This is a genomic window from Agrobacterium sp. ICMP 6402, assembly GCF_009498615.1.
GTDB lineage: Bacteria > Pseudomonadota > Alphaproteobacteria > Rhizobiales > Rhizobiaceae > Agrobacterium > Agrobacterium burrii.
The window spans coordinates 1,338,273-1,352,630 of sequence record NZ_QSNV01000001.1 but is presented as its reverse complement, the minus strand read 5'-3'; the positions used below and the strand labels follow the sequence as shown (position 1 = coordinate 1,352,630).

Below are 14,358 nucleotides of genomic sequence, written 5' to 3'. Positions count from 1 at the left end.
TCTCCGGTCCGTTGCCGCCGCAACATAACTGTCACTTTCCTCTCGTGGCATAGATTCGTCAAGCCATAGATTGAAACCGTTTTTTAACCACAAGATATTGTGTGAAGTGCCTGTGGAAAACGGGGAAAGAGAAAGCCCTCAAAAAAATCAGTGACTTGGCGAGAGTATTTGAAGCTTGCGTGGGGCTGGTTTCCGCAGCGGAAAGCCAAAACCCCGCATTTCCGGGGTGAGACATAAAGGCGACAGTGCGGTTTTTCCGTGTTTTTCCGCCGTCGTCAAAAAGGTGGTTTCAAACAAAAAAGCCGCCCCGGCGGGGACGGCTTTTCAGGTTTTTTTTGTTGCGGCAGACAATCAGCCGCGCGATCCCTTGGCGATCGGCTCCTGATAGGTGAAGCCCATGTCCCAGGGAAAATAAATCCAGGTGTCCTGGCTGACTTCGGTCACGAAGGTGTCGATGGTCGGCACGCCCTTCGGCTTCGCGTAAACACAGGCGAAATGGGCGCGCGGCAGCATTTCGCGCACTTCCAGCGCGGTCTTGCCGGTATCGGTCAGATCGTCAAGCACGAGCACGCCTTCGCCGCCATCCGCCGCCAGTTTCGGGTCAACGCCCTTCAGCAGAACCGTGTCGCCTTGATTGACGTAGTCATGACGGGTGGCGATGCAGACCGTGTCGATCAGGCGGATGTTCAGTTCGCGGGAAATGATCGCCGCCGGCACAAGGCCGCCGCGGGTAATACAGACGATTGCCCGGAACTCTTTATCGAGACCGGCAAGACGCCAGGCAAGCGCGCGGGCGTCGCGGTGAAACTGGTCCCAGGAGACGGGAAAGGCTTTATCGGGAAGGGACATGTCGTCTACCATCTGGTCAAAATTGTCGATGGCTTTGGCTAATAGCCGCAAGACGGGCAAAAAGGCAAGCTTTGCGCGTGAGGCGCGTTGTTTGAATTGGGATATTGCCGCCTGTTTCTTCTCCCCGGCGGGGAGAAGGTGGCCCGAAGGGTCGGATGAGGGGGAAACGTTACCGGATTCGGAGAGTTTGCCCCCTCATCCCGCTGCCGCGGACTTCTCCCCGGCGGGGAGAAGAAACAAGCGGCATACGCCCGGTCCACGTGGGATGCCGAGGGCGCTATGCGCGTTTTAGCGCGACAGCAGCGTCAGCGCCGTCATGGAATCGAGCAGGGTGCGCGTCACACCGCCAAACAACAGTTCCCACCAGCGGGAATGGCCATAGGCGCCCATGACCAGAAGGTCGATGCTGTGATCGGACAGGCGGTTTTCGATGGCTGCCTGCGGCGAGACGCCGGCGATTTTTTCCTGCGAGGTGACCGTGACGTTGACGCCGTGGCGGGCAAGCGTTGCGGCCAGTTCCGCGCCGGCGAGGCCCGACGACTGCGTTTCGCTCTCGGCCTGATCGACGGAGAAGATCTCGACGCTTTCGGCTGCTTTCAGGAAGGGCAGGGCGTCGAAGGTGGCGCGGGTCGCCTCACGCGAGCCGTTCCAGGCGATCAGGACGCGCTTGATCGGTTTGGCGACGGTGAGCACATGCGGCACGAGGAGAACGGGGCGGCCGCTTTCATAAAGAAAGCCGTCAATGTCCGAGCGGCTGTCGGAGAGCGCCGAAGAACTGCTCTGGCGGGCGACGATAAGATCGGCGCAGCGGGCGCTGTCGATTGCGGGTGCAGAGGCATAACCCACCGATGTGATGAAACTGCGCCATTCATGCGAGATGCCGTTGGCAGACAGCGTGCGCTCGAAAAGGGTTCCGACATCTGTGGTTTCCTTGTGCGCCACGTCCTGCAAAGCCTGCACGGTGGCGGGATCGGGAATTTCCATCGGTGCGACGAGCGGAACGGCGGCCAGCGTTTCCATGTGCAGGCCGATCACATGGGAGGAAAACTGATCGGCAAGGCTTACCACGAATTCGCCGAGCTTCTGCGTGTTCGAAACATTGTCGACCACTGTCAGTATCGTTTTGTAACCCATTTTTCTCTCCTCGGTGACATGTCGTTTTCAGATCGTTCTGGCTCTTCTTCGAATCGCCAGAGCGATCTAAGTCTCTGTTTTACGCATTGTCCGGACGGAAAAGCTGTTCCGCTTTTCCTGGAAATGCTCAGGGGGGAGAGTGGCCGCCTTTACAGACCGCCACCTTGATTTTGGTCAAACCTTTTCGTCTCAAGCCTTTTCTCACTCAGGCGGTTGCATCACCCTTGCTGGCTGCCAGTCTTTTTTCCTGGCCGATGGTTTCGATCATGGCCGCAACCGCCTCGGTTGCCGCCTTCAGCACGCCGGCGTCGCGGGCGCGCACGATGATCTCCGTCGAAAAGCGCTGCCCGTCATATTTCGGGTAGGAGCCGATGCTGGTTTCTGGATGGGCTTTCTGGACGGCCGTCAGCGGCGTGCCGATATCGCCCTCCCCATAGGGCGAGCGCACCGCCTGCGACATGACCTTTGCACCGGTGCGCAAGGTCGGCATGACATTGTCGAGCATGGCCTGAAACACCTGCGGCACGCCGGCCATGACATAAACATTGCCGATGACGAAGCCGGGGGCGACGGAAACCGGATTGGCGATATGCGCGGCACCTCTTGGCATGCGCGCCATGCGCTTGCGCGCTTCGGTGAATTCCATCTCGCGGACGCGGTACATGTCACCCAACAGGCGCAGGGCCTCGGCATCGTGTTCGCAGGGCAGGCCGAACGCCGCTGATACCGCATCCGCGGTGATGTCGTCATGGGTCGGGCCGATGCCGCCGGAGGTAAAGACGTAGTCGTAACGGCCGCGCAGCGCATTCAGCGCCTCGACGATCTGCTCCTCCTCGTCGGCGACGATGCGCACTTCCTTGAGGTCAATCCCGGACATGGTGAGGACATCTGCGAGATGTCCGATATTCTTGTCCTTGGTGCGGCCCGACAGCAATTCGTCGCCGATGGCGAGCATGGCGGCGGTGACAACGGAGGAGGTGGAGGAGGGATTGGACATGGTTGCACTCGTCATCTGTTTCCCCCGACGTTAGCCCCGCTACTGATGAATGCAAAGCAGTTTTGAAAAAATGTCCTTTTGTAAATGGTTGACATTCCGGTTTTCCGTTCACTCATGGTGAACAGTGCGTATGCCAATCCCCGGCTGGCGGGATGAGGGGCCGTGGGCTAGGTTTCGTCACACACATTTGACGGGTCAACGCCGATGATCATCGAGTTTTTGAAGAAGCTTCTGGCCGGCACGCCGGAAACAGTTCCAACAAAGGAAACGAAGAGAATGACGAAGGTTCTGGTACTTTATTACTCCGCTTACGGCCATATCGAGACAATGGCCTATGCCGTCGCCGAAGGCGTCAAGTCCACCGGCGCGGAAGCCGTGGTCAAGCGCGTTCCCGAACTGGTCCCGGAAGAGGTCGCCAAGGCCTCCCACTTCAAGATGGATCAGTCGGCCCCGGTGGCGACGGTGGAAGAACTGGCCGAATACGACGCCATCATCGTTGGCGCCGGTACGCGCTTCGGCACAGTTGCCTCGCAGATGCGCAATTTCTGGGACCAGACCGGCGGCCTGTGGTTCAATGGCAAGCTGGTAGGCAAGGTCGGCTCGGCCTTCACCTCTTCCGCCACGCAGCATGGCGGTCAGGAATCGACCATTCTCGGTTTCATTCCCACCTTCCTGCATCACGGCATGGCCGTTGTCGGTCTGCCCTATGCTTTCCAGGGCCAGATGGGCGTCGATGAAATCAAGGGCGGTTCGCCCTATGGCGCCTCCACCATCACCGATGGTGACGGCTCGCGCCAGCCTTCCGAAATCGAGCTGGAAGCTGCACGCTATCAGGGCGCGCATGTCGCCAAGCTGGCCGCCAAGCTTTCGGCCTGAGCCTGGAGCATTTCCAGTAAAAGTGCGTAGCGATTTTACGTCCGGAAAATGCGTAAAAACAAAGAGCCAGAGCATTTCCGCATTTCGGAGAAAAGCGGAAATGCTCTAAGCGATTGAAAAAAAGAAATGCGGCCCAAAAGGCCGCATTTTCTGTTCCGGCATCTTACGTCGCCGGTCCTGTGACGAGAGGATTTGGCGCCGTGTCAGATCGGCAGGTTGACCATGAAAAGGCAGCTTGCGACCACGAAGCCGAGCATCGAGATTTCGAGAAAACCGTTCAATCCGTCACGCATTTCAATCCTCCTTGTTTGATCGGAAAGAGAACGGACGGAGCTTATTGCGGTTCCATAACAGAAGAATGAAATTTAGAGATTTTTAACACGCTGCCATTGCACGCGGCGGCGGGCGTCACTTTGCTGCTTCAGCCGGTGACGACGAAGGCCACGACGAGGTGGCCGAGAAGGCCGATTGCCAGGCAGGAGAGAAGAAAGATGAACAGGGCTTTTTTCATGTTTCCGGAAGCTTCCATCGGTTTTTATCCATCGAACCTGTTGTCTTGAAGTTTCAGCGCCACAGGGCACATCTTATCGTTTTGCGGCAGGCGAGCCATTCTCCCGTCAGGCCTTGAAATCAAGGCCCGCTTCGATGGCGGCGGCGAGGAAGGCCTTGCGCGCATCTTCCGGCTTTTTCCGGCCGGCATCGACGGCGGCGCAGATGAGTAGCGCCTTGTCCAGCGCATCGCCGTCTTCGATCGGCCAGTCCTCGATCAGCGCCCAGGAAGCGGCCTGCGTGGTTTCGATGCTCGTATATTCGCCCGGCGTTTCAAACGCGATCAGGACGGGTTTTTGCCAGCGCGTATTCATCGCCTATCCGTATTGTTTGTCGTGCCCGGCTCTAACCGAAGCGGCCTGAATGCGCAATCCGTTTCGGTCCGGCCGTGGTGCGATCAGTCGTCGCGTCCAAACAGCCAGTCGCGAATGATCCGTCGGTCGATAAGTTCCAGCGAGCGGTCGGGCGCGATCCGGTAGGTTTCCACCGCCCTTGTGCTGCCGTCGATACGGAATTCGTGGCTGAAGGTGCTGCCGATCGGCGATTTCGTCAGCTTTGTGCGCGGCTGGCCTCTGTAAATGATGCTGCCGGGGATTGGTGCGACATAAGGCGCCGGTCCGACGTAGGGGCCTGGTCCGACGGTCGTGCATCCCGTTAGCGCGAATGTGAGCGCGATAGTGGCCGATGATAGGAGCGTTTTCATCCTGTCCTCCGAAGTGCGTCTGCGAAAACGATATGGAGGCGCAGCGGTTCCCGGCAGGCAAGAAGATGAAGGATTATTCGTCCCGTCTATTTGCTTTTTGGATTCTGAATGTCGCGCGCGACCCAGCGGAAGAAAGCGTAGACGAGGAGGCCAAAGATGAAAAGCGGGATAAGGTTCGCAAAACCGGACATATGATTCTCGTTTCTCCCTCCCGGTCCGGGGTCTAGCCGGAGTGAAACCGGCAAGGCAAGAGAAGCGAATATCACCATCGGTAAAATATCCGTGTGTCTGCAGGGGAATTCGTGGTTCGCCGGGAGGGGGCGGGAGAGATCTGGCGCACTGCCAGTGATGCCAGATCTCTCTGTCTCCCGCCAGTTTCAGGGTACGGGGGACTTGTTATAGTGTAACTAACAACCGCCAATGGACATAGGCCGAGAAATTACCACGAATAAATCGCTGCCATCGCCGGTCATAGAAGTCCCAGACCTTTGACCTTTAGACCCACGCCGTTTCAACGCTCCCCGCCTGATATATTTATCCGGCAAATTATTTTACCCGACGGGCGGACGCAGTCCTCAGCGCAGATAGCGCTTTAACCCTTTGAAACGGCTAGGATGCTTTTTGGGTGGCAAGTTGCAGCAGGGGAACTGGAGGGAACCTTTTTCATGCTCCGTCATTGAATCAGGCAGAACACACATGCCAATAGCGGAGGGTTAAACATGCTCGGCACCATCCTCGTCATCCTGCTTATTCTGTTCCTGATCGGCGCGCTGCCAAGCTGGGGTTACCATAATTACGGTTATGGCCCGTCGGGCGGCCTGGGGCTGGTTCTGGTTATCATCCTGATACTGGTTCTGCTTGGGCGGATTTGATCGATCACCCTTAAGACTGAGCCAATGCCCGCACTGCCGCCATTGCGGCCGATGCGGGCATTATTTCTTCTGAAATATGAGGGAGATACAAAAAATCACGCAATCTTAATCCCTTAGCCGAGGGGAGACTGCATTGAGCTCATCCGGCCGGAAAAAACACCACATTCGGAACGAACCCTCTTGCGCCCAAAATGGATTCGTTCTAAATGCCCGCCATCGCTCGAATGAAGAGCGTGTGAGGCCTCGTGGCGGAGTGGTGACGCAGAGGACTGCAAATCCTTGTACCCCGGTTCAATTCCGGGCGAGGCCTCCAATAAGCTTCTTCACCCGAAGCAAGTAACTGATTTTACTTTATTATTTTCAAGGTGTGGCAATATGGGCTTGAACCGTTCCGCCACACCAAAGAGCGGTGTGGCAGTCTGTGCCTATTTCATCCCGCCTTCACCTCATCGGCCGGCAGCAGCTTTGAGCCGATCCCATCCCAAGTAATTCTCTCCACCGTCTGTCTAGCGAGTCGTGCTCGTTCAGCATTTCGGGTGTAGATTTTTGACGTCTTGCCGTCCTTCCAGCCAAACATCGCCTCAAGCATGCTGTCTGTCGCTTCGTTGTGCGCCACATCAGTCGCGAGACCTTTCCGAACAGAGTGAGAGGTGAGGTGTCCCATCCCTGCCTGCCTCCACCAGTCTGATATCCGGTTGCCAAGCCCCTTCACCGAAAATGGTTTTCCGAATTCCGTCACGAGATAGGTGAGGTTTTCAAACTTGTGGCTGGCCAAAACCGCCTCAAGGATCGGGTGAATGGCGATATCAATATCAACCGGCGTCCTGTTTCTGTTTTTGAACAGGCGCAGCTTAAAGGCGTCTTTCCGCCGGTGCTGGGGGCCTAACACGGCCAAGTCAGACACCCGAAGGCCGGTGTACATTTGGATCGCGACATATAGCACAGCCTTAGAGCTGGTGCCGTGGTGCGCGATGAACTTCTCAATATCCTCGGGTGTGGCTGTCGCGTGGCCGTCGCTGTGCGCATTAAAGGGCTGAACCAGTCTCGCAATATTCGGCACAATGGCCTTACCGTCTTTTTTGGTGTCGAATACCTGGCGCAACACCTTTAGCCGCTCGTCGGCGGCAAAAGGGGCGTCTCGCTTCCGGTCACGAAGAATTTCGATGTGGGCGACGGTTACCTTCGGAAGTGGGATATCGGCTACCAGTCGATCATCTGTATCGCTCAAGCGCTCTTCCCATATCCCTTCCATGATGTTCCGGCGGCGCGTGCGTGTCGTCTCATCAAGAGAGATGAATGCGTTGCTGCGCATGTATTCCATGCATAGCCAGCGGAAGCTATTTGCCCGAACGATAGAGGAGATAGGCTTAGCCTCAACAGCCTTCTCAAGCAAAGGCCTCGCTTCTTCGCGCGCCTTCCAGTAGGCATTGCTGAACTCCTCCGAATCAATGTTATCGGGAAGTCTGCATAAGCGTCTCCCGTCGATGCGAAGGTAATATCGCATCGACCCATGTCGGCTTTTGTTCTTTTCGATGTACGGCAGATTGATATTCGCCACGTTTATCACGCAGACATCTCCCACCGGTCGTCATCTGCGCCTTCCTGTTTTTTGGTCGCACCATCTTCCGGCCAAGACGACATAGCGGCGATCACGTCGGAAACAAGCCACACCTTGCGGCTGTGCCATTTCCTGGGCTTTGGAAGAAACCCCTCCTCAACCATCAGATCCACTGTGTTGGCGCTCACGCCAATCGCGCTAGCCACCTCGGCTCGGTTCAAACCAAGGCGCGGCACATTGCGGGAGAGATCAACGGTATTCGTCATTCGTCCCCGCTTTCCCCGCTATCCACAGCGGGTTTATGCACAGGCGAGCCCTCGCTCCTTTCAAGCGCCGCTCGGCTCTCCTCAATGACAATAGGACCGGTTATGACAAATCCTATAAAGCGCTTGTAGCCAAAGCTGATGCCGTAAACCTGTTCGATAAGCGTCATCTGCCGCGACTGATACTCGTGCAATCTGGTGTAGATCGACGGCAACTTAATCGACAGCCTCCACGGGAACCGCGTTTTCCCGAAATGAATTTTCATCACCGCTCCTCCGATTGCAGGGCGCGGATAGCGGCAGCGATAGCGCGGCCAGCTGCAATCCCAAGGCGATAATCACGAACGGAATCATCGCCGTTTTCCCAAGGCTGAATATCCCTCTTGCCAAACGCTGACCAATCCACATCGCGCTCAGATACTTTCGCAGCCTCCTCCAGCGCCTTCGCCCTTGCCTCCTTCTCTGCTTCGGATAGGAGTTGGCGGAGGCGGGTGATTTCGGTGGCTGCTTCCATGCAAAGCGCATCGGCCAGCGGGAAGAACAGATGGCGGGGCATGGGGGCTGTCAATCGTTCCACGATATCAGTCATGGCCGTCCTCCTGCTTCGCGGGTACTGCGGGAAGAGAGCGAGTGAAATCGTGCCAATGGTCGTTATCGACTATCCACTTGTCGCGTTGTGCGAGCAGCCGCTTCAACTCCGCTGGGTCGCTTCCATAGTAGTCATCGGCGTTCCCCGTCACGTCTTGCACCTGTGCGGAGAGGGCGGAAACCATCGTCCGAATTTCGGCAATTGTTTCGCGGTCTTGCTCTTCGAAGCCAATAACACTGTCCAGCTTTTCAAAGATTGCCTTCACGGCCACGGATGGCGCGGGCTGCTGCGTGGAAGATGAGATGAATAGTGGCTCGATTTCGACGTCTGGCATACCCTCCTTGAACCAGTGGGGTTTGTTCTTCTGAACAGTCCATTTCCCTCCCTTGAAACTATAGCGCCACGCCACCGGCTCCGCAGCGGACAGGGCGGCTACAGGAACAAGCTGCCAGCCGTCGGGTATCCGGTGAGCAATCTTAAATAGTTCGGCCAGTTCATCCGGTGTTGGGTCCACGCAGGTCATGAACTTGCGGGGGCCCGCGCCGATCTCGTGATCCGCCTCAAGCGCAGCGCGCTTCTCGAACCAATCTTGTGTGATGGTGAGATCGAGCGGCTTTCGTTCATCGATCTTCGACTGCGTGGATTCCTCGCGCTTGATGACCGCATAGATGTCCTCGATCACGCTGGCGTCTTCGATTGCGCCGTCAAATACTTCGTCCACGATTTTGCCCATCAACTCACGGCTGATTGCTGTTTCACTCTGCATGGTGTTCGCCTCCTGTGCTGGCGAGGGCGGTGCGGGCGCAGCGGAACTCATCGGAAATGACGAAATCGTGCGCCCTAACTGAATCGTCACCGCCATGTTTCCGCAGCTGTTCGCAATACGTGATGGCTCGGCCAAACGGCGTAAGCGCCTTTTCGAGTGTCTTCACGCGGTCCTCGAGCAGACGGCGGGAATACACGGGCTTGGATAGTGCCAGTTCCGTTTCGAGACGCAGAATGTCGCCCTTGGCGACTTCGACATAGGCGCGAACAGGCTCGGCACCATTCCAGGTGCCCGGCTCACCTTTGCCACCGGTGATGATCTGGTAAATCTCGTTTATGGTGGCGTTGGCCCCGCGTGCTTCCATGGCGTGCGTCTGGGCTTCCATCTTCAGCCGGTCAGCAAGGCCTCGCAGTTCATCACATTCTGCCCACGCAGTTTTTGCATCGGCGGAGTGGAGGGCGGCTTTCTCACGCAGTTCCTCGTTCTCGCGCTGCAAGCTTTCGAGGGTGGAGACGAGTTCGGAGATGGCCAAGGGATCGCAACGCGCGATAAATGACGCGTCAACGTATCGGCACAACAAACGTTGTGGATCAACCAGCCATTCGTTGGTCTCCCAATCGAACCAAGGCCCCGGCGCCACGTCTTCCAGCACCTTCTTGATCTCTTCCAATGCGTTCATGGCTTTGTGCCTTTCCGAACTTCCCGCGCCGTGCGAACAACGTCCACGAGCGGGTGATAGATGTAGGAGGGGAATGTGAATCCGATGGCGCTGATGCGGTCTAGGACGCACTTGGACCAGCCGGATTCATCCGAGATCAGCAGCTTGGCTGTTTCCTCTAGGCTAATTGGCAACGCTTCGAACCGGTCTTCTTGCGCGAATGCAAAGCCGTCTTGGTTCTGATACGGACGCCAGACTTGCTCCAGCGCGAACTTTTCCAGATCGGTAATGCGCTTGGTCATCTGCTCACGATCTCCCCGGTTCTGGTGTCGATCACATCACCGTTGATCTTGCGTTTGAAGTTGGAATTGAAGCCGGACCGCTTTTCGCCCTTGATGCCGAGATGCTTTTTGCGCACCCGATTGCACTTCGCCCGAACGGTTGCCTCGGCCTTGGTTTTCTTCTTGTGGGCTTCGGCGGTTACGGCCTGCAGATTGCTCTCTGTGTTGGCTCCGCCCAGCCAGAGGGGAACGATGTGGTCGTATTGAACCTTCTCGTCGGAGCCGAGCGTCACGCCGGTCAAGGCGCACTTGTTCCCCTGGCGATCACGAATGCGGTCCTTCACGCGGGGCGGCGGCATGGTATCGTCGGTACGGCCGCGCCATTCTTCCACTGTCCGAGCCATTAGTTCCCTCCCAGCGCGCGTGTCATCATGTCCCGCTTGCGCCGTTCCAGATCTCGGACACGTCCTGTCTTGCCGTGTGAGCGCTTCGCCTGATCAATTTTGGCGTCTATGTCTGATTGCCACGGGTATTTGCGGCAAAGCTTCCGTCTCGACTTCCAAGCGAGCCAGTTGAGGATGGCGCGGCGGATTAAGCGGTTCATGCTGCTATCCTCACGATCATGTTTGCCGGGATGAAAAAGCATCCGCACTCGCAGTTAACGACTGGATCGCCATCTCGGTCAGACTTCGAGAAGCTGCCGTCGGCGTCCTCTTCCATCTCGCAGCTAATCTGTTCGCCGCAAGAAGGGCAGGCCACCTGCCAATCAGTTGGATGAGGAGAAGGGCGTTCTTCGCTGTAGAATGGCTCAACCATTGGTCTGCTCCCTATCTTTTGGGTGCATTAGGCTTCGGATCGCGTATCGTGCCTGCTGTAGGCGCGTAGCCGAATCCATGACCTCATCCTTGAAGACTGTCGTGGTGGCAAAGCGCTCGATGCGACCAATGAGCCGGTATATCTCGAGGTCGATCTCATCAGCCTCTTCCTGCATCTCTGTCCGCTTGAAGCGCATTGACGGAGGTACGAGGCCTTCGATGTTTTCTCTACCCATCGACGCCTCCCAGATCAGAAGCCTTGCAGTCGAGCATTTCGGCATGGAAACCGGCGGCCGATTCCAGACTGGTGTTCCCGGCGGCAATCGCCCGGATCGACTGGCTGATGGACTTCGCCTTGGCCTTCCCGGAACCCGACAGAGTTTTCATTTCGCCTTCGGACCAACCCTTTTCGACCTCCTTCCATGCCTCGGACGGGGCATTCGCCGCCATCGGCAGCATTTCAGAAGCGAACCGGATCAGGATATCGCGCTCTGGATCGGTCGAGGCCGGAGCATCGGAGGCGGGGACATCATCCGCTCCGGCCTCATCTACTGGCGTCATGCCAGCATCTGCCGACGACGCAGGGGCAGGGGGAGCGTCGGCGGAAGGGGTGTTAGTGATTATCTCGCCCGTCTCCGAGTCGTGATCGGGTCCTGTATCCGCAGCTTCGCGGCCAAGCTCTTCAACATCCACGCCAGTTATGCGGCACAGTATGGCCATTGAGTCTTCGAAGAACTTGCGGAAGCGCGCCTCATCCAGCGCGTTGAATGCAATGCTGCCGGGCCGAACGAACATCTGCCCATTCACGGTGCTTCCGACATCGGTAATGCCGAGGGCCAACTTCAACGCATCGGCGGCTTCTTCCTTGTCTTCCCAAGGCGTGTTGCAGGTTTCTACGACCTTCGAGAGGATCGCCCAGAACTTGCGCAGCAGGTCGGGATTGCGACCCTGCCAGAAAGAAACCTGAATAACGGCTCCATTCTGGTAAGCTGACAGCGCTTCTTGATCGAACGCTGACGCCGGCACGAGACGCATGCCTTCGACGCGCATACGGATAGGTACTTGTCCTGACCTGCTCATGAGGATGCTCCAAGACGCTTGAGGTTTTTGTTTTTCAGAGCGACAGCAAGGCCTTGGCGAACATCGTCGCCTTCTAGGACCGCCATGGGGTCGCGCGCGGTCCAAACTTCTTCCAAGTCATCGACCGATTGCGCCGTTCCTAATTCGCCCTTGATGAGATCGATGAAATCATCGGCGTTGATTTCGCCGTGTTGGTCCTCTGATGGCTTTTCCGGCGTCAGGTCGAGGATATCGCTGCCATCGCCTGAAGCCTCTTCTGCGGGAGGTTCTGGCGGCTGTGGCGGCTTCGGAGGGGTAACGTCGCGCATCTCCGCAATCTTTGAGCCCTCGTCTTCGTCGTAGATGCCGGAAAACCCAAAGGCATAGCGTGCTGCCTGGATCATCGCTTTGTGGCGAAGCATCCGGTGCTCCATCTTCCATGGGTCCGTGTTGCGCTTGCACTCGGAAAGGTATTCCGTAACGGTAACAGGGCGACCGCGATCCTTCCGGTACATGCGGCACGTGCAAGAAACGAGCTTCTTCTGATCGTCATGCTCGAATTCAAACTCGAAGCCGTCACAGGCCGGATGGGAGTTGACGAGATTGACCCAGCCATCAATCGACACGATCGGGACAATGCCGCCACCCTTTGCTGGGAAGGCGTAGATTTCCTTCACGACAGGATTCAAGTCGTATTCGTTGGCGACCAGCATAAGAGCGGCGAATTGCTCGTTGGTGTGCTGGGAAGGCATGACGGTGGCGCGGACGGTCTTTGCGAACTGGTCTGCATCCATTTGGTATTTTGCGGCCATAGTCGCGATAAGTGACGTGCGCGGTGCGGCTTCGGTCTTAGCAACAGCATTCATCGAACGTTCGCCTTTTCTTCAACGGTGATACCTGGGATGTTCGTGCGTCCGGCGTCGATGGCCCGCTGTGCCAGCTGGCGAAGCGTGTCCTGCATGACAGGGTGGTCGCACATGTAGATTGCGAGCGCCTTCCAGTCGGTGACATCCTTGAGGACGTTCTTGACTTGAACGCTTGCTGCCTTGCCGTAGGTTGGCTTGATAGACGCTGGCACCGCTTCGACCTTCGGCGCGTCAATGACCGCCACATCTGCCGTTTGCGTGCTGGTGGCCAGCTCTGCGGCAAGGCGAGCGGTTTCAGCTTCACGCTCGCGCTTCCGTTGCTCTTGAAGCTTTGCAGTCTCGAAAGCGCCGATGGCATCCCTTACCTTGTTGGCGCCTTCCTTGGCCTTCTTGACCAGCGGCTGCCACTTCTCGTCCACTGCCTTACTCGCCTCAAGGTGAGGTGCCTTTTCCTTCACTCGGACCTTGTCGGCCTGATTGGAAAGCTCATTGAGGCGATTGCGAAGCGACAGCGCTTTGCCGGCCGTCGCGTCGTCGCTGATTGTTTGGTAGGCGTCCATGCCCTTGAGGGCATTGGCAATCTGGTCGCGAAGTTCTTCGGTCTGGTTTGCATCGCCAGAGTTATGGCCGGCTGCCGCTACCTGCTCGGCAACAACGGCGTCCTCGTCCGGGAATGGCTTTCCTTCCATCGCCCCATCGTAGTCGGCGCGGCTGATGGGATGCGTCCGGCAGAAATTCCAAACCTCGGCGGCATCAACTTCACGGCCTGAACGATACGCCAGCCAGTTCCCGCTCTCGTCATCCACCCAGATAGCGACAGGTTCCCATTTACCGCCCTTGAACCGGGTCCGGTAAAAACCTTGCTCGGGCTGCCCTTCATGCATTGGGCCGAAGTCGCCCTTGAGAGCCTTTTGCCACCATGCCCAGCGACCAACGATTTTATTCGAAATGCTGCCGATCACTTCCATGCTACGGACCTTTCCTGATTTACGAGCGCATCCGCCTTGAGGTAGCTTTCCGAAGCCAGCGAGATGGCGAGCATGAGCGTGCAGGTCACGAGAACCAGGGTCACAAACTCGATGAATTTGATTTTGCGGAAGTTGGAAGCCGCGCGCTTGTTGAGCGCTTCGATGTAAGCTTCGCGCTCATCCGCTTCTTGTGTGTTGGTGGTGGAGAAAGCGGAGGGCATCACGATCTCCCCTCGGCTTTGGCAATTGCGGTGCGAGCGTCGAACAATGCCTTACGGGACGACGCCCGATGCTCTTTCGTGTCAAACCCATTGCAGAGGGCTTCATCCATCGCTTTGAGAGCAGCAAGCAGATCAGGAGCGGCGGCGAACACGTTGGGGCCATAGCTTCCGAAGTAGCCGGTAAATGAGACGTAGATGTCTTCCCACTCGCCAGACGCCTTGTTGTAATCGCTCTCAACGCCGAACTGACGGTCTCTTTCTCTGGCAACAACGCGCAAAGGGCCGGGACCATCGATTTTATTGGTATCTGCCATTTCCTGCCCCTTATCTGTTA

General features: G+C 57.2%; 22 protein-coding genes and 1 tRNA gene. 3 read left to right on the top strand and 20 right to left on the bottom strand.

Annotated elements, in window-relative coordinates; genetic code table 11:
- Positions 1–351 precede the first annotated feature (351 nt).
- The 3 genes from gpt to DXT96_RS06840 form a co-directional block, all read right to left on the bottom strand.
- Complete coding sequence (gpt, locus tag DXT96_RS06850) at positions 352–849, bottom strand: xanthine phosphoribosyltransferase (protein ID WP_046798460.1); 498 nt, start codon at positions 847–849, stop codon at positions 352–354.
- A 288-nt stretch (positions 850–1,137) separates the two neighbouring features.
- Positions 1,138–1,983, bottom strand: a complete 846-nt coding sequence (locus DXT96_RS06845; protein ID WP_149897449.1) for a universal stress protein — start codon at positions 1,981–1,983, stop codon at positions 1,138–1,140.
- Positions 1,984–2,188: 205 nt separating this feature from the next.
- The gene (locus tag DXT96_RS06840; RefSeq protein ID WP_153514226.1) at positions 2,189–2,980 is read right to left on the bottom strand and encodes a competence/damage-inducible protein A; all 792 of its coding nucleotides are present in this window, start codon (positions 2,978–2,980) and stop codon (positions 2,189–2,191) included.
- A gap of 276 nt (positions 2,981–3,256) precedes the next feature.
- On the opposite strand from DXT96_RS06840, the gene wrbA reads away from it, so the two are divergent.
- On the top strand, positions 3,257–3,856 hold the full coding sequence (gene wrbA / locus DXT96_RS06835; RefSeq protein ID WP_153513941.1) for an NAD(P)H:quinone oxidoreductase type IV: 600 nt from the start codon (positions 3,257–3,259) through the stop codon (positions 3,854–3,856).
- Between the two features lie 617 nt (positions 3,857–4,473).
- Here wrbA and DXT96_RS06830 read toward each other — a convergent pair.
- Entirely contained in the window at positions 4,474–4,719 is a 246-nt protein-coding gene (locus DXT96_RS06830; RefSeq protein WP_046798319.1) for a DUF982 domain-containing protein, read from the bottom strand.
- 83 nt (positions 4,720–4,802) lie between these two features.
- Positions 4,803–5,108, bottom strand: a complete 306-nt coding sequence (locus DXT96_RS06825) for a hypothetical protein (RefSeq protein WP_149897451.1) — start codon at positions 5,106–5,108, stop codon at positions 4,803–4,805.
- Between the two features lie 719 nt (positions 5,109–5,827).
- Here DXT96_RS06825 and DXT96_RS06820 point away from each other — a divergent pair.
- Complete coding sequence (locus DXT96_RS06820) at positions 5,828–5,980, top strand: DUF3309 family protein (RefSeq protein WP_084687064.1); 153 nt, start codon at positions 5,828–5,830, stop codon at positions 5,978–5,980.
- 239 nt (positions 5,981–6,219) lie between these two features.
- Positions 6,220–6,293 (top strand) — tRNA-Cys (locus DXT96_RS06815).
- A 117-nt stretch (positions 6,294–6,410) separates the two neighbouring features.
- Here DXT96_RS06815 and DXT96_RS06810 read toward each other — a convergent pair.
- From DXT96_RS06810 to DXT96_RS06740, 15 genes are all read right to left on the bottom strand, one after another.
- Complete coding sequence (locus DXT96_RS06810) at positions 6,411–7,547, bottom strand: tyrosine-type recombinase/integrase (protein ID WP_153513940.1); 1,137 nt, start codon at positions 7,545–7,547, stop codon at positions 6,411–6,413.
- Positions 7,544–7,804, bottom strand: a complete 261-nt coding sequence (locus DXT96_RS06805) for an AlpA family transcriptional regulator (RefSeq protein ID WP_153513939.1) — start codon at positions 7,802–7,804, stop codon at positions 7,544–7,546. The genes DXT96_RS06810 and DXT96_RS06805 overlap by 4 nt, the downstream gene beginning before the upstream one ends.
- Entirely contained in the window at positions 7,801–8,067 is a 267-nt protein-coding gene (locus DXT96_RS06800) for a hypothetical protein (RefSeq protein WP_153513938.1), read from the bottom strand. The genes DXT96_RS06805 and DXT96_RS06800 overlap by 4 nt, the downstream gene beginning before the upstream one ends.
- A complete protein-coding gene (locus DXT96_RS06795; RefSeq protein WP_153513937.1) occupies positions 8,067–8,390 on the bottom strand; it encodes a hypothetical protein in 324 nt (107 codons plus the stop codon). Before DXT96_RS06795 ends, DXT96_RS06800 begins: the two co-directional genes overlap by 1 nt.
- Complete coding sequence (locus DXT96_RS06790; RefSeq protein ID WP_153513936.1) at positions 8,383–9,156, bottom strand: hypothetical protein; 774 nt, start codon at positions 9,154–9,156, stop codon at positions 8,383–8,385. The genes DXT96_RS06795 and DXT96_RS06790 overlap by 8 nt, the downstream gene beginning before the upstream one ends.
- Positions 9,146–9,835, bottom strand: a complete 690-nt coding sequence (locus tag DXT96_RS06785) for a hypothetical protein (RefSeq protein ID WP_153513935.1) — start codon at positions 9,833–9,835, stop codon at positions 9,146–9,148. Before DXT96_RS06785 ends, DXT96_RS06790 begins: the two co-directional genes overlap by 11 nt.
- Positions 9,832–10,116: a hypothetical protein gene (locus tag DXT96_RS06780; protein WP_153513934.1), complete on the bottom strand. Its 285-nt coding sequence runs from the start codon at positions 10,114–10,116 to the stop codon at positions 9,832–9,834. Before DXT96_RS06780 ends, DXT96_RS06785 begins: the two co-directional genes overlap by 4 nt.
- The gene (locus DXT96_RS06775) at positions 10,113–10,499 is read right to left on the bottom strand and encodes an HNH endonuclease (protein ID WP_246670530.1); all 387 of its coding nucleotides are present in this window, start codon (positions 10,497–10,499) and stop codon (positions 10,113–10,115) included. Before DXT96_RS06775 ends, DXT96_RS06780 begins: the two co-directional genes overlap by 4 nt.
- Positions 10,499–10,699, bottom strand: coding sequence for a hypothetical protein (locus tag DXT96_RS27055; protein ID WP_153513933.1), 201 nt, complete (start codon positions 10,697–10,699; stop codon positions 10,499–10,501). The genes DXT96_RS06775 and DXT96_RS27055 overlap by 1 nt, the downstream gene beginning before the upstream one ends.
- A gap of 204 nt (positions 10,700–10,903) precedes the next feature.
- Positions 10,904–11,146 (bottom strand): hypothetical protein, encoded by a 243-nt coding sequence (locus DXT96_RS06765; protein WP_153513932.1) that lies wholly within the window; start codon positions 11,144–11,146, stop codon positions 10,904–10,906.
- Positions 11,139–11,990: a hypothetical protein gene (locus DXT96_RS06760; RefSeq protein WP_153513931.1), complete on the bottom strand. Its 852-nt coding sequence runs from the start codon at positions 11,988–11,990 to the stop codon at positions 11,139–11,141. The genes DXT96_RS06765 and DXT96_RS06760 overlap by 8 nt, the downstream gene beginning before the upstream one ends.
- On the bottom strand, positions 11,987–12,835 hold the full coding sequence (locus DXT96_RS06755; protein ID WP_153513930.1) for a recombinase RecT: 849 nt from the start codon (positions 12,833–12,835) through the stop codon (positions 11,987–11,989). Before DXT96_RS06755 ends, DXT96_RS06760 begins: the two co-directional genes overlap by 4 nt.
- Complete coding sequence (locus tag DXT96_RS06750) at positions 12,832–13,803, bottom strand: hypothetical protein (RefSeq protein WP_153513929.1); 972 nt, start codon at positions 13,801–13,803, stop codon at positions 12,832–12,834. The genes DXT96_RS06755 and DXT96_RS06750 overlap by 4 nt, the downstream gene beginning before the upstream one ends.
- A complete protein-coding gene (locus DXT96_RS06745; RefSeq protein ID WP_153513928.1) occupies positions 13,794–14,024 on the bottom strand; it encodes a hypothetical protein in 231 nt (76 codons plus the stop codon). The genes DXT96_RS06750 and DXT96_RS06745 overlap by 10 nt, the downstream gene beginning before the upstream one ends.
- Positions 14,024–14,338 carry a hypothetical protein gene (locus DXT96_RS06740; protein ID WP_153513927.1) on the bottom strand — a complete coding sequence of 105 codons (315 nt, stop codon included), beginning with the start codon at positions 14,336–14,338 and terminating at the stop codon, positions 14,024–14,026. Before DXT96_RS06740 ends, DXT96_RS06745 begins: the two co-directional genes overlap by 1 nt.
- Between the last annotated feature and the right edge of the window lie 20 nt (positions 14,339–14,358).

Coding starts and splice junctions, on each gene's coding strand:
- DXT96_RS06785 (WP_153513935.1), bottom strand. CDS start 9,835: ATGAACGCATTGGAAGAGATCAAGAAGGTGCTGGAAGACGTGGCGCCG.
- DXT96_RS06755 (WP_153513930.1), bottom strand. CDS start 12,835: ATGAATGCTGTTGCTAAGACCGAAGCCGCACCGCGCACGTCACTTATC.
- wrbA (WP_153513941.1), top strand. CDS start 3,257: ATGACGAAGGTTCTGGTACTTTATTACTCCGCTTACGGCCATATCGAG.
- DXT96_RS06845 (WP_149897449.1), bottom strand. CDS start 1,983: ATGGGTTACAAAACGATACTGACAGTGGTCGACAATGTTTCGAACACG.
- DXT96_RS06745 (WP_153513928.1), bottom strand. CDS start 14,024: ATGCCCTCCGCTTTCTCCACCACCAACACACAAGAAGCGGATGAGCGC.
- DXT96_RS06750 (WP_153513929.1), bottom strand. CDS start 13,803: ATGGAAGTGATCGGCAGCATTTCGAATAAAATCGTTGGTCGCTGGGCA.
- DXT96_RS06825 (WP_149897451.1), bottom strand. CDS start 5,108: ATGAAAACGCTCCTATCATCGGCCACTATCGCGCTCACATTCGCGCTA.
- DXT96_RS06820 (WP_084687064.1), top strand. CDS start 5,828: ATGCTCGGCACCATCCTCGTCATCCTGCTTATTCTGTTCCTGATCGGC.
- DXT96_RS06780 (WP_153513934.1), bottom strand. CDS start 10,116: ATGACCAAGCGCATTACCGATCTGGAAAAGTTCGCGCTGGAGCAAGTC.
- DXT96_RS06790 (WP_153513936.1), bottom strand. CDS start 9,156: ATGCAGAGTGAAACAGCAATCAGCCGTGAGTTGATGGGCAAAATCGTG.
- DXT96_RS06840 (WP_153514226.1), bottom strand. CDS start 2,980: ATGTCCAATCCCTCCTCCACCTCCTCCGTTGTCACCGCCGCCATGCTC.
- DXT96_RS06795 (WP_153513937.1), bottom strand. CDS start 8,390: ATGACTGATATCGTGGAACGATTGACAGCCCCCATGCCCCGCCATCTG.
- DXT96_RS06830 (WP_046798319.1), bottom strand. CDS start 4,719: ATGAATACGCGCTGGCAAAAACCCGTCCTGATCGCGTTTGAAACGCCG.
- DXT96_RS06805 (WP_153513939.1), bottom strand. CDS start 7,804: ATGACGAATACCGTTGATCTCTCCCGCAATGTGCCGCGCCTTGGTTTG.
- gpt (WP_046798460.1), bottom strand. CDS start 849: ATGTCCCTTCCCGATAAAGCCTTTCCCGTCTCCTGGGACCAGTTTCAC.
- DXT96_RS06775 (WP_246670530.1), bottom strand. CDS start 10,499: ATGGCTCGGACAGTGGAAGAATGGCGCGGCCGTACCGACGATACCATG.
- DXT96_RS06800 (WP_153513938.1), bottom strand. CDS start 8,067: ATGAAAATTCATTTCGGGAAAACGCGGTTCCCGTGGAGGCTGTCGATT.
- DXT96_RS06765 (WP_153513932.1), bottom strand. CDS start 11,146: ATGGGTAGAGAAAACATCGAAGGCCTCGTACCTCCGTCAATGCGCTTC.
- DXT96_RS06760 (WP_153513931.1), bottom strand. CDS start 11,990: ATGAGCAGGTCAGGACAAGTACCTATCCGTATGCGCGTCGAAGGCATG.
- DXT96_RS27055 (WP_153513933.1), bottom strand. CDS start 10,699: ATGAACCGCTTAATCCGCCGCGCCATCCTCAACTGGCTCGCTTGGAAG.
- DXT96_RS06740 (WP_153513927.1), bottom strand. CDS start 14,338: ATGGCAGATACCAATAAAATCGATGGTCCCGGCCCTTTGCGCGTTGTT.